The 14313-nt window shown below is 43.5% G+C and carries 11 protein-coding genes; 2 read left to right on the plus strand and 9 right to left on the minus strand.

Annotated features, from left to right (window positions below; all coding sequences use genetic code 11):
• Positions 1-2: 2 nt before the first annotated feature.
• Entirely contained in the window at positions 3-1010 is a 1008-nt protein-coding gene (locus QWZ08_RS08255; protein ID WP_290336883.1) for an MlaD family protein, read from the plus strand.
• Between the two features lie 201 nt (positions 1011-1211).
• Here the strand turns inward: QWZ08_RS08255 and QWZ08_RS08260 are convergent, their stop codons facing one another.
• Positions 1212-3095, minus strand: coding sequence for a M61 family metallopeptidase (locus QWZ08_RS08260; protein WP_290336884.1), 1884 nt, complete (start codon positions 3093-3095; stop codon positions 1212-1214).
• Between the two features lie 280 nt (positions 3096-3375).
• Here QWZ08_RS08260 and QWZ08_RS08265 point away from each other — a divergent pair, with 280 nt between their 5' ends.
• Positions 3376-4137, plus strand: a complete 762-nt coding sequence (locus QWZ08_RS08265; RefSeq protein WP_290336885.1) for an alpha/beta fold hydrolase — start codon at positions 3376-3378, stop codon at positions 4135-4137.
• 158 nt (positions 4138-4295) lie between these two features.
• Here the strand turns inward: QWZ08_RS08265 and QWZ08_RS08270 are convergent, their stop codons facing one another.
• From QWZ08_RS08270 to QWZ08_RS08305, 8 genes are all read right to left on the minus strand, one after another.
• On the minus strand, positions 4296-5090 hold the full coding sequence (locus QWZ08_RS08270; protein ID WP_290336886.1) for an ATP-binding cassette domain-containing protein: 795 nt from the start codon (positions 5088-5090) through the stop codon (positions 4296-4298).
• The gene (locus tag QWZ08_RS08275; RefSeq protein ID WP_290336888.1) at positions 5087-5929 is read right to left on the minus strand and encodes an ABC transporter permease; all 843 of its coding nucleotides are present in this window, start codon (positions 5927-5929) and stop codon (positions 5087-5089) included. Before QWZ08_RS08275 ends, QWZ08_RS08270 begins: the two co-directional genes overlap by 4 nt.
• Positions 5930-6090: 161 nt before the next feature.
• Positions 6091-7857, minus strand: coding sequence for an OmpA family protein (locus QWZ08_RS08280; RefSeq protein ID WP_290336889.1), 1767 nt, complete (start codon positions 7855-7857; stop codon positions 6091-6093).
• Positions 7858-8098: 241 nt separating this feature from the next.
• Positions 8099-9091: a hypothetical protein gene (locus QWZ08_RS08285; protein WP_290336890.1), complete on the minus strand. Its 993-nt coding sequence runs from the start codon at positions 9089-9091 to the stop codon at positions 8099-8101.
• A gap of 115 nt (positions 9092-9206) precedes the next feature.
• Positions 9207-9827, minus strand: coding sequence for a hypothetical protein (locus QWZ08_RS08290; RefSeq protein ID WP_290336892.1), 621 nt, complete (start codon positions 9825-9827; stop codon positions 9207-9209).
• A gap of 114 nt (positions 9828-9941) precedes the next feature.
• Positions 9942-10133, minus strand: a complete 192-nt coding sequence (locus tag QWZ08_RS08295; protein ID WP_290336894.1) for a hypothetical protein — start codon at positions 10131-10133, stop codon at positions 9942-9944.
• 717 nt (positions 10134-10850) lie between these two features.
• Positions 10851-12167: a DUF2231 domain-containing protein gene (locus QWZ08_RS08300; RefSeq protein ID WP_290336895.1), complete on the minus strand. Its 1317-nt coding sequence runs from the start codon at positions 12165-12167 to the stop codon at positions 10851-10853.
• A 431-nt stretch (positions 12168-12598) separates the two neighbouring features.
• The gene (locus QWZ08_RS08305) at positions 12599-13705 is read right to left on the minus strand and encodes an NHL repeat-containing protein (RefSeq protein WP_290336896.1); all 1107 of its coding nucleotides are present in this window, start codon (positions 13703-13705) and stop codon (positions 12599-12601) included.
• Positions 13706-14313 lie beyond the last annotated feature (608 nt).

Raw genomic sequence — 14313 nt, forward strand, 5'->3', positions numbered from 1 at the left:
ATATGGCAAACAAAAAAGGTTTAAACGCGGTGCTTACAGGTGTATTTGTTATCGCAGGCATAGCCATCTTAGTGGCTGGTGTTTTTATTATCGGTGGTAAAGATAAATCGTTCAAAAAAACGGTGCTTGTCAATGCTGTTTTTGCAGATGTAAACGGGTTGGCAAAGGGCAGCAATGTTTGGTATGCCGGCGTAAAAGTAGGTGTGGTAAAAAAAGTAAGTTTTATAGACAATGGGGTGCTGGTAAGCTTTTCTATTGAAGAAGATGTGCAGCAAAAAATTCGCACTGATAGTAAAGTAAAACTAAGCACCGATGGTTTGATAGGCAATAAAATTTTGGTGTTGTATGGCGGTACTGCCGCTGCGCCGGAGATTGTATCGGGCAATACACTACAAGTAGAAACTGCGCTTGGCACAGAAGAGATGATGGCGACTTTACAGGGCAATAATAAAAACCTGCTGGAGATTACCAACGATTTAAAAGTAGTAAGCAAATCACTCGCAGAAGGCAAAGGCACGATAGGGAAATTGTTGAATGACCAAACGATTGGCAACAGCCTGCAATCTGCCATGAACACTTTAAACAGGGCTGGTAACAATGCACAGGTGCTCACTTCAAACATGGCCGAGTTTTCAAAAAAGCTGAATGATAAAGGTCATTTTATGAATGACCTGGCAACAGATACTACCATTGTAGCCTCGTTAAGACAAACGGCCGCACAATTGAACCAGGCATCACAAAGTGCCAATGCGGTGGTTGAAAGTTTAAATGCGACTACGGCCAAACTCAACAGCAATAAAAGCCCCGCAGGCGTGTTGCTGAACGACCCGGCGGCAGCCGCCAACATTCAGCGTACACTGGCCAACCTGCAATCGGGCACAAAAAAACTGGATGAAAATATGGAGGCTTTACAGCATAATTTTTTGCTGCGTGGGTTCTTTAAAAAACGGGCTAAGGCAGAAGAGAAGGCCCTGAAAGATTCAATGGAAAATAGTACGCTCATCAAATAATTCCGCACAGGAAAATTTTATTTTAATCGTGCTTTTTCATGACAACATTAAAAATAATGCAGCAACTTTTCAGGCATACTGTATAGGCATATCATCGCCAACCGTCATACATCATTTATAAAAAAGCCTTATTGAAACAGTATGCTGAATCAATAAGGCTCGCCTATACCGGTCATTTCCTCGTGATCAATTAAATGAATACTAACGTTCGGCATTTGCAGCCCCGGCAGCGGCGTGTCCGTTCAGCCAAACATTGCGTATGCGTAACTGTTCGGCAGTTGGATTACTCATAAAGCGAAGCACATGCTTGCGCTTTTTTTCGACTTTTGCCATGGTCCCCTGCAACAGTTGTTCTTCGGCTTGCCCCTGGGCATTCAACCGCTTCACTTTTACTTTCATAACATCTCCCTCTTTGGCGTTTTTGAACAGGCCGCTGATCCTCGTTTCCAGATTTTTGGCATTCACCAGTGAATCATTCAGGCTGATCAATATATCGCCTTCTTTATATCCCAGCTTCCTTCCAACTTCATTCAAATCTTTTATGCCAACCTTTATCATGCCGTCAGGTGTATCATTTAGCATTACTCCACCCAGCGTAAAATCTTTATAATCTTCTGAAGGAATATAGTCTACCCCTGCCATGGCAAAATAAGTTTCATACGGAATGGGAGTTCCGCCCTCCACATGATTTTTAAAGAAAGTGCCTAACTCGGGGTAAGTTAGTTTTACGATGACGCTGAACAGCGAATCATCTTCAAAATATTTATCCTTGCCGTACAGCACACCTAAGTCATGCTTTAATTGTCTGAGACCATATTGCGCATTGGATAACTGCAGCAGGTATAAATCAATGCAGTTATTGATCAGCGCACCTTTCATGTATACATTGCCATACTGATCAGCATATTTACCTGCACTTTGTTTACTCAGTTCTGTAAACGACAAACTGTCGTTCATCGCTTCTCTTGAATAATTAATTTTCTGCGACATATTCTCCAGAAACTTTTCCGGCGTGATGATGCCTGACCATGCCTGCATGTTCTGCGAAAAATATTCCGTGCTTCCTTCGTACAACCAAAGGTGTTTACTCAACACTGTTTCATTAAAATTGAACTGTCTTACTTCTTTGGAACAAATGGTAAGCGGTGTAACGATGTGAAAAAATTCATGCGCTGCAACACTTACCCAGCCACCCACAGCCTGCTTTTCAGGTTCTTCATTCAGGCTGTAAAAAGATGAATAGGAATGCTCCCATGCACCCGTTGCATACGACTTGGGTTGCTCGCCATTGAAGTAAAAAATGAAGGCGTATTTTTCAACCGGCAACTTTCCGCCCAGATAATCTTTGGCGCCCAGCAATAAGGTTTGCATGTGCGCCGCAATAAATTTAGCAGTGGCCATTTTGTGCGGCGAGTAAACGGCAACCAGTACATCTGTTTTGCCTACCTTAATGGTTGCGGTATCCGGCAACGAATACATGATGGGTGAATCGTACAGGTGATCTGCATTGGCACAGGTAAAAACATCCGTACTGCTGTTGGTTGATGTAGGTACCAAACCTGTGGCGGCGTAAAAACCCGCCGGTTTGGTAAACGACAGGTTAAAGCCCAGCTGCTTCATTCCTTCAAAATAACCGAACAGGCCGGGCGTATTTAAGATGAAATTCTTACCGGCTTCAAAGCTGGTGCCGCACATGGAGTACACTTTATTATCGATCGTAGCGTCCCAGGTATCTTCTACTGTATAATCGACTTTATAGATCTGCGCAGCGTTTTTAATCGTCCACCCGTTATCACCATATTTTTCAAGCGGCAATGCTTTTCCTGCTTTATTAAATGCACGGAGGTTTTGTACATACTTGCCATAGTTGCTGTTCATGTAAGTACCCGGAACAATTTTAGGCAGGTAGAAATGAATTTCCTTTTGCGTAATGGCAGGGGCAATGAGCTCCACCTGCAGTTTGTCATCTGTTAGTTTGGTAAGGTCCACACTGTACTGGTAAACCTGCTGAGCTGCTGCCGATGCGCCAAATAATATGATCATTAAAGCCGTTACCAGGCTATTTTTCAGGAAAGATGTTATCATGTTAAAAAAAATTTGTTGCGCAAAGAAAGCTGTTTATTCGTTTGCCGGTTATATAAAATTTAATCCCCAAAGATGCAGTTGAAATTTTAATTTACATCGCCATTCATCAATCTTAATAAAAACAAAGCCGCCGGCACAGCTTTATCGTCCAACATAATCAGCTTGCCATAAATCTCTTGTACACATTTGAACAACGCTTTCCATACCTGTTAATTATCCTTCAGCGCCAACTTAAATTTTTGTTGTTAACTTCAAGGCTATATTTAAATAAAACGCTGTTATGAAAAATTGCCTTACTTTATTATTGCTCCTGATTTCTTTGGGTGCATATCAACCTTCCTTTTCACAGACCTCTGCCAAACCCGTATACGTCATTGTCCATGGCGCCTGGGGCGGCAGCTGGGCATTTAAAAAAGTAGATTCACTACTCAGGGAACAAGGCTGTATTGTTTACCGGCCCTCTTTAACCGGGCAGGGAGAAAGAGTACATCTGGCAACAACGGATGTCGGCTTGATGACCCACATCAAAGATGTAGTGAACATGATACTGTTTGAAGATTTGCATGATGTAATCCTGGTTGGGCATAGCTACGGCGGCATGGTAGTAACCGGTGTGGCAGACAGTCTGCCCGGCAGAATTAAAAAATTGATTTACCTCGATGCAATGGTACCGGAAAACGGAGAAAGCGTACTGAGCATACAGGGTCCCCGTGCAGACAGGTTAAAACAAATGACCGTGAATGGTTTCGTGGTTCCATCCTGGGTACCCGCTGGCAAATTACCACCCAAAGATGTGCCGCATCCTTTCAAAACTTTGTCAGACACCATCACCCTTACCAATGCCTTGAGATTAAAAATCCCTACAACGTATATCCTTACCGTAGAAAAAGGAAAGGAAGCAAAGGATGATGATTTTGCTTCGCAAGCCGAACGGGCAAAGCAAAAGCACTGGCCGGTGTTGCAACTGGAAGCGGATCACAATCCGCAGTGGTCTGCGCCGGAGGCGCTGGTGAGTATACTTAAGAAAGTTGGGAGTAAGTGATGGTGTTTACCTCAGCTGCAATTTGATATTTATAAATAATTGAATCAGCAGTGCAGGCGAATAATTCACTTGCTATTATGATACTGTTTTATATAACATCCTTAAAAAAGGCAACCCCCTTCTGCTTTCGCAAAAGAGGGAATGCCAGCTTTCAACAACTACAAACAAGCTTTTATTTCTTCCACAGTATCGATGAAAGCCTTTTCTTTTTTGATGTCTTTTTTCCAGGCCAGGTCTCTTTCAACCAGGTCAATTTCTTTTTTTATGGTGGCACCGGACTTACCCGCTTCGTTGCCCATGATGAGCACGGTATCTGAAATGGCGACGGATGTTGTGATATCATGGGAGACAATGATGAGCGTTTTCAGTTCATCTGAAACAGATACCTGCAGCAACAAGTCTGTAACATTATCCAACACGCATACATCCAGCCCGGAGAAGGGTTCATCCAGTAATAAAAAGTCAGACCCTTTAAGCAACTGCTGAATAATGCTTGCCCGCTGACGTTGACCGCCTGATAATTGCTGCGGGTATTTTTTAAGCTCAGCTTCCAGGTGAAACGACCTTGCGTATTGTTCAATCATGGTCGTTTCATTGCGTTTTAAGGCGCTGTTTTTTTGAGCCGCCAGCAGCAGGGATTGATACACAGTTCTCCATTCAAACAAATAATAGTTTTGAAAAATCACCCCCATATCGCCAGCTTGTACCCTTTGCCCGTTGTGGATGGTTACCGAACCTCCGGTTGGTTGCTGCAAACCAGACAGTATTTTAAACAACTGTGTTTTGCCAATACCACTTCTGCCAATGAGCGAAATCACCTGGCCCTGCTGCATACCCGGGCGAATAATGTCTTTGATACAAAAATTGATATCTCTTAAAATAATATTGCCGTCGTACTGCAGGCTCACATTATTTGCCTGCAGCAGTGTTTTATCTTTTATATGTGTTGTCATGATGTTGCTTGTTTTAATTTACTGTGAGGAAATAACCAATGGCGCATGCTGCCGAGTAAAAAATCGAAGCAGAGGCCGATTAAAAAAATCACGAGCTGTAACGCGATTACGTTGGTGAGGTCATTGTATTTGTTGTATTTTATCAACAATGAACCGATGCCCCCTTCGCTCATGCTCAATCCTTCCACCATGGTGATCATTAACCAAGAGATGGCAAAGTTTTGCCGCAGGATTTCGAACACCTGGTCGGCCTTGCCCACGATGATGACTTCGTACAATGTTTGCCAGTTGTTATAGCCAAGTGTTTTACACAACTCATATTCCTGCTTATCAATATTGAGTATCACAGCTAAAAATGATGTGGTAAAAAAAGGAACAATACCAAAGACCAATAACGATAATTTTAACGCACTGCCGTCTTTGGTGAGCAGGGTAAAAATGAAGATCAAACCAGTTAAGGTGAGGTACCTGCACTTTACAATAAACTGTGCGATGCTTTTAAAAAAAGGTATCACGGATGCATAGGCAAAAAACAACGTAATGAGGATGGAATACAACATGGCTTTAAGTGTAAGCACCAGGCTTACCAGCATGTTATCCAGCAGCAATTTTGTAGTGAGTAATTTGCCAAAGGCACTGGCAACATTGCCGGGCTTGGGTATTAAACCATTTGATGTGGTATGCCAGACCAGCAACGTAATCAGTACCTGCAGCACGATCATGATGGCCACGTTCTGCCTGCTGAGTTTGCCAAAGGGTGTAAATATTTGTCTGAACCCGGAAAAAGAAAAAGCAACAGGCGCTGTTTTTTCCAGGGGTTTATCAATGATTGCTTCCATTTGTTTGTAGTGTTTGTGTTGGAGGGCGCTGATGTTGTAACAATGGTACAAGTGTGCGACGCAACGATGTTTAATAGTTATTCTAAAGCCCGGTTCATCATTTTTTTAAAAGAAAGATGACTGGTTAGTCACCTTTCTTTTTTAGAACCGGCAATGCTGCATTACTCACCCAGCACAATTTCAACACGACGGTTTTTACTTTTACCGGTTTCGGAAGTATTGTCTGCAATTGGTTTGGCAGCACCATAGCCTTTGGCTTCTACGCGGTTAGCATTAAGGCCTTTCTTCAACAGGTAAGCCTGTACAGCCTGCGCTCTCTTTTGTGAAAGCGGTATATTGACTGCATCTGAGCCGTTGTTGTCTGTATGACCGTATACACCAATCTTCAAACCTTCCGCTACTACAGCTGATTCAAAAATTTCATCCAGCAATTTGTACGAAACGGCTTTAATGCTGGCAGAGCCGGTTTCAAAAGCTATGCTGTAGCTCTTTGAAGACACTGCCGAAGTGATCTCGCTGGCATAGTTGGTTTGTATGGCCTTACCCTGCAACAGCTCGGGGTGGTTGGATAACACGCTTAACAAAAAGCTTTTGTCAACCGCCTTTTCATACGGTAAAAAAGTAGGCATCAGCGACGGGTACATTTTAACCATCAGGTTACCGAACGTGTTGTACACCGCTTTGTAACGGTCAACCTTGTCGTCACCCATTCCGAATGTATTGGCCATATCTGCCAGGTTAAACACGGTAGAACCACCGAGGCTAACCATCTGTCCCTGCAAATCTTTTTCTTCCACGCCGTTGTAATATTTTAACCAGTAAGCCGCATCTTTTTCCTGGTACACTTCCGCACTCACTTTAGCCGCAAATGCTTTTGCTTCATTAAAAGAGCGCACCTGGTCGCCGGCCTGTGCCAGGGCAATGATCATGTTCTCAATATCAGTTCTGTGATCGTTGGCCCATTTTTTTATGGCGATGGTTTGGTTCGGCATCTGGCTTGCATACTGCCTGGTGTTGGCAATGGTTACCAGTCCGCCTTTTTTGGTAGCGATGTTGACATCACCGGGTGTCCAGGTGGCAACTCCGTCAACCCCTACCGTTGTATCACGACCGGTTGTTTTACCATTTTCCACCACCTTTCTTTTTTCACTGTATCCTGTAATGTACTTGTTGGGCGCATCCAGGAAATCATTTGCCGCAATGATGTTGATGGCAGTTCCATCGTAAGTGGTTTCATCGGGGTTTACCTTTAAACCGTTGTCACCAGCCCATTTCAGCAGTATGTTGATGTCGCCATCCCTGAGCACGCCGGCCACACATTTACCAATAGCATTTTTTGGATCCAGCTTCCAGCTGGCCGGTGCCATTACCTGGTCTTCACCAAAAGATTTACCGTGTGCAACTGGTATAATGACGGGTTGATATTCTGCACCCAATGGTTCCAGTTCCTTTGCAAGCGAAGTCATAAAGGCCGGCATACCGTCACCCATAAATGTAATCAGCACGCCCGGTGTATTGGGGTTGCTTTTATAATCGCTGGCAAATTTTACAAGGTCTGCCATCTGCCGGTTACAATCATCCTGGCGAACATAAGTGATGTCCAGGTGGGCAGCATCAAAGAAAGAATTTTTTGTAGTGCGTACGCCGCCGTTGGCATACATGCCGCTGAACTGGCTGTTCCAGGCCATGCGTTCCCAGTTAATTTGGGTACCACCATTTACCGCTTTGTCTGCAGATGGCAAAGGCAACAATACTGCGTTGCTGCTTAAGGAAGCTTCCGGCACATCGGGCAGTGTTACCTTGCCCAGGTCAACTGATTTGCCTGCCTCTTTGGGGCGGCCCTGGTACCACTTTACACTGAATATTCCGGCAGTTACAATGGCTGCGATAATAAATAATTTTCCGGCTGGTTTTAATTTGACTGACATAATTGTATGTTTTATAGTTGTTGTTTAAAATTGTTTGTTTGTTTTCGGGCAATAGTTTGTACTCCGGCTGCCTCCCCGTTGTGCCGCCTTTGTTCAATGCAATATTTTTTTTGGAGCGAACTGCTGAAGCATTGTTCAACATCGTTGTGTCACTCACCTATACATTTCTTTCCTTGTGCAGCCCCTTCAATTCGTTGTGGCCTGCTTTTGCTGTGTTCCTTTATTGCTGCTGGGGTATTACCTAATCCAATAAGCCCCTGTACCTGTCTGTTACATTTACATCTTTCAACCTTCCGCTGTTGCTGTTATTTTGCAACGCATTATTGGTGTAGTTAAAATCTTTGTTCAGGTCAAAATGATTGATGAGTTCAATAGCCTGTGCAGATTTTGCTTTATCCTCCAGTACCTTATCATCCATAAACCTGCTGGTAACATCGATGGCACTTTTAATGTGCCCAATCTTTTCACCGATCTGTTGTTTCAATATTGCCAAAGCTTTTTCCGCGTCCTGGTTCAGTTCATCATCGCCTTTAAACGCTTTCATAGCGCTGGTTACAGCCGACAAGCCCGTGGTTACTGAATAGTACAAATCCTTTTTTGCTTCCAGGTCAAGCTTTGCATCTTCCAGCATAATTCCGCTTTCTTCATACGCAGTATCCGAGAATTTGATCAGCTTGTTCAGGTCGCCTACGATGGGTGTAACATTGTTGATGTACTCCTGGCAACGCAGCACATTGTTGGCATACAGGTCCACTTGTTTGGACTGATTTTTTTCCTGCTGCAGAATTTTTACTTTCTGTACATTCAGTTGCAACTCTTTCTCTTTACTGCCTAATTTGTCCATCAATTCACTTTGCTTTCCTTTCAGCCTGGCAGATTGCTGGTACAATGTGTTCCTGTCTTTATAACCCTGTTCAATTTTCAATTGCAGGATGTTGAAAGGGTTTAATTCAATCGCCAGCCCCACGGTGTAGTTGGCAATGAACTCAGAAAAATACCGCAGCGCACGCCAGAACTTTTTGTTGGTAACAATCATGAGCAGGAAGGCCAGTATTGCTCCGCCGATCACCAGGTTGACCATGTTCCAGGTAACGGTTACCAGCCAGGGCAACACGAATGTGAGGAAGCCATAGGCTAGTCCTGCAAAAAGCGATATCCCTACCACGGTGGTGGCCACGTTTTTGGGTTCAGCAAACCACCCCGGTTTTTTTGTTTGGCTAATTGTGTTGATCATCTTGTTTGTTTTTAGCAGCCCATCCCAACCTTCTTGATGGAAGGAAGTGAAGAGCGTTGTTATAATTGTTGTTGTTTGTTTTATTTACTGATTGTTCATTTTTCGCCAGTTCTGTTTATAGGATGTACTGCTTTATTTTTTCAATATCAGCCAGTATCTCCTGCCTCATTTTTTCAGCAGATATTTTGTATCCGCCCGTGTTGCTTTCGATCTTGTCTTCATTTTCTTTTACTTCTATCTGCAGCAACTGCACCTGGTTTTGCAGGTCCATCATTTCCCGGCTTAGTTGTTCCATGCGTTGTTGCTTTTGCTGTATCTCCTGTTGCTTTGCCTGCACTTTTTCATTCAGTGCCGCATCCACTGTGGCATTAAAACTGGCCGCATCTGTTTCCAGTATTTTTAAATAGGCGGCTGCCGTATCTAACAACTTGCCCTTATCCAGCCCCTGCACACCCAGGCCCGCAAAAGCCGCACTGTACCTGGCTTTTTCATCGGCGATGGCGATCATGGCTTGGGTCATTTTTACAAACTCATAATAATCAGGACCAGGCAGGTTTGCCTCGCTGAACAGTTTATCAAAATACTGTTCAAATTTTTCTGTAGTAGTGGAAGGCAATGGCCGGACCATCGCTACCGGTGTGGAATAGATTTGTTTTTCTCCCGGCTTTATAACAGCTTTCTCTTCGGCTGTTACTTCCACAAATGCAGAAAGAATTTTTTTACCAAAACTTGCCATAGTTGTTTGTTTTTTAGTTGTTAAATACGCTTGTTTGTATTACCACACGGGCATAGCACGGCCTGTGTAACTTTCATTACCTTTTAAAGCCTGCCTGATCGGGGCAAATAATTTTTAGTATAGATTGGATTGTAAACCGATCCTCACCAGGGGAATGCCTGTGTCCGCATTCTGCTGTGATGAATCCTGCTGCACAGAAGTGTTGCGCTGCTGTTTATTATTATTGTCACAATGATGTTGTTGCAGCAACAACATTGCACACATACCTATTGCAATACCGGTTAGTACCAGTTTACTTTTTTTCATCGTTGAAAATGATTGTTGGTTGAGAACAATTTCACCTGCCTGTTTCACAGACCGGGTGGAAGTGATTCCGATTAAAATCTTTACTGTTTGGAGACGTTTACAGGCTGGAGATTTCCGGTGGATTTTCCCTTTGTCTTACAAGGGTGAAAAGCTGTTCCAGAAATTTGTTGTACATATTTGTTGGAGTGATACTCCTGTTTGATTTGATGGAGTAAAGATATATCGCCGCCGGATACTGATGAAGACCATTCGATACAAACGGAATTTCTACTTTCACAAGCGGTAAAAAAACGATCTCAAATGGTGTGTTAAGGTCTGTTCGCTGGCAATATAGCGGGATTAGTGGCAATATAAATATTTAAACGATGTTGCAAATTTTTGACTCTGTAATTTTCGCAGTTTCTGAACACGTCAAATATGCACTTTTCGACAGTTAAAAAGGGCATAACAGCTGTTCAGCCAATAAGCAGAACGGTAAATGCGGGTAATTGTGTTAATTGCATTGTGGTGATGAGTGGTAAGATTGCTGAACTAAGGGTATTGATCATTTTAGTGAGCTGGTTTTTATAATCCGGCAAAAGTGGAGATCAGCGGTGAATAAGAATTAAGTTTTTCCAAAAGCAACGAGGCTGTAATTTGCGGCATGAATGCCTTCACTAATTATTGAAACCCACAACCAGCATAAGCAGACGTACTTGCCGCCTTCTGACGCTGGCGCTACTTCCCTCCCCCATTCCAATTATACACCCGCTTCAACGAACTCATTGATTTCAATTTCTCCAACCCTGCTGCCGTAACACCCGTTTCATTCAGGTTCAGTGCCTCGAGGTGTTGCAGACCGCTGAGCTGATTCACAATGCCATCTGTCAGGGGATTTTTTTCCAGCCGCAGTTTTTCGAGGTTGGTCATCAACGGTAAAAAATCAAGACTGGCATCGGTGCAATTGTTATGCGACAGGTTTAACCATACGATGTTTTTGGCAACGGCTTTCAAATTGCTTTTCATGTTACTCAATGGTTGCGTAGCGCCCGCAGGCAATGTAACGTCCAGCATCACTGGGTTGTGCGACATGATGCGTACCTGCATCCCCTTGCTGCGCAGGCTATCCAGCTGACCTTGATCAACCGTTTTGGGGATATCCGGGTTAACTTGCGGGCCATTGCTTTCCGCCACTTCACCGGCATCGCCCAACCCCAGCAAAGCCGCTACGTTGGGTTTGATGGCTTCGGCATCTTTCAGACCAGCCATTTTTACACCGGCTGCTGCATTGCCTTTTTCTATCCACCATTTAATCAGCGCCACTTCCTGTTTAGTAAAGGGTGTTTTACCATCGGCGGGCATAAATTTTTCATTGGAAGGATCCATTGTGATGCGCTGGTACAATTCACTTCCCTGCAGGTTACCACCTACTACCGCGGCCCTGCTTTTACCACCTTTCAGCAAGGCGGCGAGTGATTGTACTGACAACTGCCCCTTCAGTTTTCCCGAAGCATGACATTGCCCGCAGCGTTTGATCAGCAGGGGCTGCACCACATCTTCAAACAACAGAGCTTCCTCCACCGAGACAGGCTTTTTTCTTTCGCCACCCTGCAACACATTCATCGATAAATAGTCGCTGCCATGCGTCAAATTACCTCCCTGGTGACCAGTGTAGGTCATCAAAAAAAACAGCCCCACAAAAACAACGGACAATATTTTTTCAGGAATAGGTAACCTGCTGCTGATTTTTTTAGTCGTCAATAAAAACAACAGCCCCGAAAGAATGGCTACTGCGATGCCGGTAAGTTTGTGCCGGTTTAGTTGAACATATTCATAATCGCCCGACAGGGATAATAAATACCCCAGCACACAGGCAGCTGTTGCGGTAATGAAACCAAACAACAAAGTAATAGATACGGCCGTTTTAAGGTATTTGAACCTGTTCGAATAAGACATCAGTTCAAACACCACAGCCAACAGTAAAAAACCGATCGGCAGGTGTACAACCATCGGGTGAAGCCTACCCATAAAAGTGGTGATATCCAGCAAAATCATACAGTAAATATTTTAAACATGGGCATCTTTTTAAGTTGAATCAATCTCTTCTTTCTTTTATTAACAACAAGTAAAATGGTAAAGCTGCGAAGCCTATAATCTAGTCATAACAATACTTTTTACTCTTCAAACGGCCTCGAATAAAAAGTGCTAGAAATTTTCAACACGAGCCGTTAAAAAATCAAGGCTGTCTGAGCACGCATACACTTCAGCGCATTATACTCTGCGAGCGAGTTCCTTGATTTTAGGCTTGTGTTGAAAATTTCAGCCGTTTTATTCGCAGCCTTGATTTTTTTTGTTTCTTTTTTTTATCAAGAAAAAAAAGAAAGCAGAGACTAACTACGAATTGCAGGTTATACAACCACTTCACATAAATACAAAGATCTTTTCTATTCGAATAGTCACCTTTACTCCCGAACAAGCAACATCATTTAAACCCGTGTTAATTTGATAGGAGTAGTATGATTAGCATTCCACTGGCAGATGTACAAATTTTTATCTTCATCCACACACACATCATGACAATGCTGAAACACTTTTTCAGGTGCCTGTAACGTGGGCTGCAGCACATTGTTTTTATACACCGGCGAATTGCCACCGGGGCATGACACCACCTGGTTTTTGCCATCCAGTATCGTAACAAAACCAGTGTTGGCATTGCGTTTTCCGGCAGTGTCTTTCGACCAGCAAACGCCCGAATAAATATTTTCACCATCCGGTACTGCACGGCAAACATACATGCCCGGCGTATCTACCCGCTGTATAAATTTGCCGTCCATAGAAAAAAGCTTAAAGCAATTTTCTTCTCTCGATGTGATGATCAACGCCGGCTTATTTTTATCCCTCGTGTCAATCGCCACACCATGTGCGTTGGATAAATTGTGTTCGGGGTTGGCATTGTTATGTCCGCCGAAATGTCGGATGTACTGGCCTTTGCTGTTGTATTGAATGATGTAATCGGAGCCATAACCATCGGCGACATAAATATCACCGTTCGGTGCCACGGCAGTTTCCGTTGGCATAAAAGGTTCGTTGTCTTTATAAATACCAATGGTACGCGGATGCCCGATCGCAAACAGGATGCGGCCGTTGATATCTGTTTTCACCACCTGCCCGGCCTGGCTTTTCCAGTTGCCTGTTCTGTCCTGGAACCAGCCACAATCCACGATCAGTAAAAAATCTTCGCCCCCTTCTTTTGAAATGGTCAGCCCATGACCACCGGGCCATGAGGTGCCCCAGGCATCCAGCAACTTCCCCGACTTATCAAACACCAAAATATTATTGTGCGTATCATCGCCCAGCATAATCAGGCGCCCCTTGCTGTCCTGCACCATTTCATGACAGTTAAAAACAGGATTGCTGTTGGCACTGATTTTGGCCCAGTCCTTATCTACTTTGTACTTGTAGCCTCCGTGCCCAATCAACGGCTCTTCCGGCTTCAGCCCTTTGTGCAAAATAGCAAATGCGGTACTTGTTTTAGCCACCGCAATGGCCGAAGCCATCGACGAATTCCTGATAAATTTTCTTCTGGAAAGCATATGGTTATTTTTTGTGTGTTGTATTTCTTGTTAGATTTCTACTTATAAAACTATTTGTTTGCAGCAACATTCGCTTTTTCAAAAGTCTATTTAATAAATTGACAAAAGCTTGCCTTACAAAGTTTTTTCTATTCGAATAGTCGCCTCCACAGCCGGCGGGGCTGCGTAACTGCAACGCCGCTGCTTTTGCTTCTTTCAAAAAAATATTGCTTCGCATTTTTTTGAATTCCGGCAAGCCGGAACCGAACCAAAAGATGCGGCTTATGCAGTTACTGTGTCCAACTCGAAGAACGATTTGAAGAGCCTTTCACTTTCTGTCACTTTCTATCAGGTTTAACAATGAACTGTAACAACAACACATACTCTTCAAACGGCCTCGAATAAAAAGTGCTAGAAATTTTCAACACGAGCCGTTAAGCAATCAAGGCTGTCTGAGCACGCATACAATTCAAAGTATTATATTCTTCGAGCGAGTTCCTTGATTGTAGGCTTGTGTTGAAAATTTCAGCCGTTTTATTCGCAGCCTTGATTTTTTTTGTTTCTTTTTTTTATCAAGAAAAAAAAGAAAGCAGAGACTAACTACGAATTGCAGGTTATACAACCACTTC

The sequence above is a fragment of the Ferruginibacter paludis genome (assembly GCF_030409685.1).
Lineage (GTDB): Bacteria > Bacteroidota > Bacteroidia > Chitinophagales > Chitinophagaceae > Ferruginibacter > Ferruginibacter paludis.

Coding starts and splice junctions, on each gene's coding strand:
- QWZ08_RS08305 (WP_290336896.1), bottom strand. CDS start 13,705: ATGCTTTCCAGAAGAAAATTTATCAGGAATTCGTCGATGGCTTCGGCC.
- QWZ08_RS08275 (WP_290336888.1), bottom strand. CDS start 5,929: ATGGAAGCAATCATTGATAAACCCCTGGAAAAAACAGCGCCTGTTGCT.
- QWZ08_RS08290 (WP_290336892.1), bottom strand. CDS start 9,827: ATGGCAAGTTTTGGTAAAAAAATTCTTTCTGCATTTGTGGAAGTAACA.
- QWZ08_RS08300 (WP_290336895.1), bottom strand. CDS start 12,167: ATGATTTTGCTGGATATCACCACTTTTATGGGTAGGCTTCACCCGATG.
- QWZ08_RS08270 (WP_290336886.1), bottom strand. CDS start 5,090: ATGACAACACATATAAAAGATAAAACACTGCTGCAGGCAAATAATGTG.
- QWZ08_RS08255 (WP_290336883.1), top strand. CDS start 3: ATGGCAAACAAAAAAGGTTTAAACGCGGTGCTTACAGGTGTATTTGTT.
- QWZ08_RS08265 (WP_290336885.1), top strand. CDS start 3,376: ATGAAAAATTGCCTTACTTTATTATTGCTCCTGATTTCTTTGGGTGCA.
- QWZ08_RS08285 (WP_290336890.1), bottom strand. CDS start 9,091: ATGATCAACACAATTAGCCAAACAAAAAAACCGGGGTGGTTTGCTGAA.
- QWZ08_RS08260 (WP_290336884.1), bottom strand. CDS start 3,095: ATGATAACATCTTTCCTGAAAAATAGCCTGGTAACGGCTTTAATGATC.
- QWZ08_RS08295 (WP_290336894.1), bottom strand. CDS start 10,133: ATGAAAAAAAGTAAACTGGTACTAACCGGTATTGCAATAGGTATGTGT.
- QWZ08_RS08280 (WP_290336889.1), bottom strand. CDS start 7,857: ATGTCAGTCAAATTAAAACCAGCCGGAAAATTATTTATTATCGCAGCC.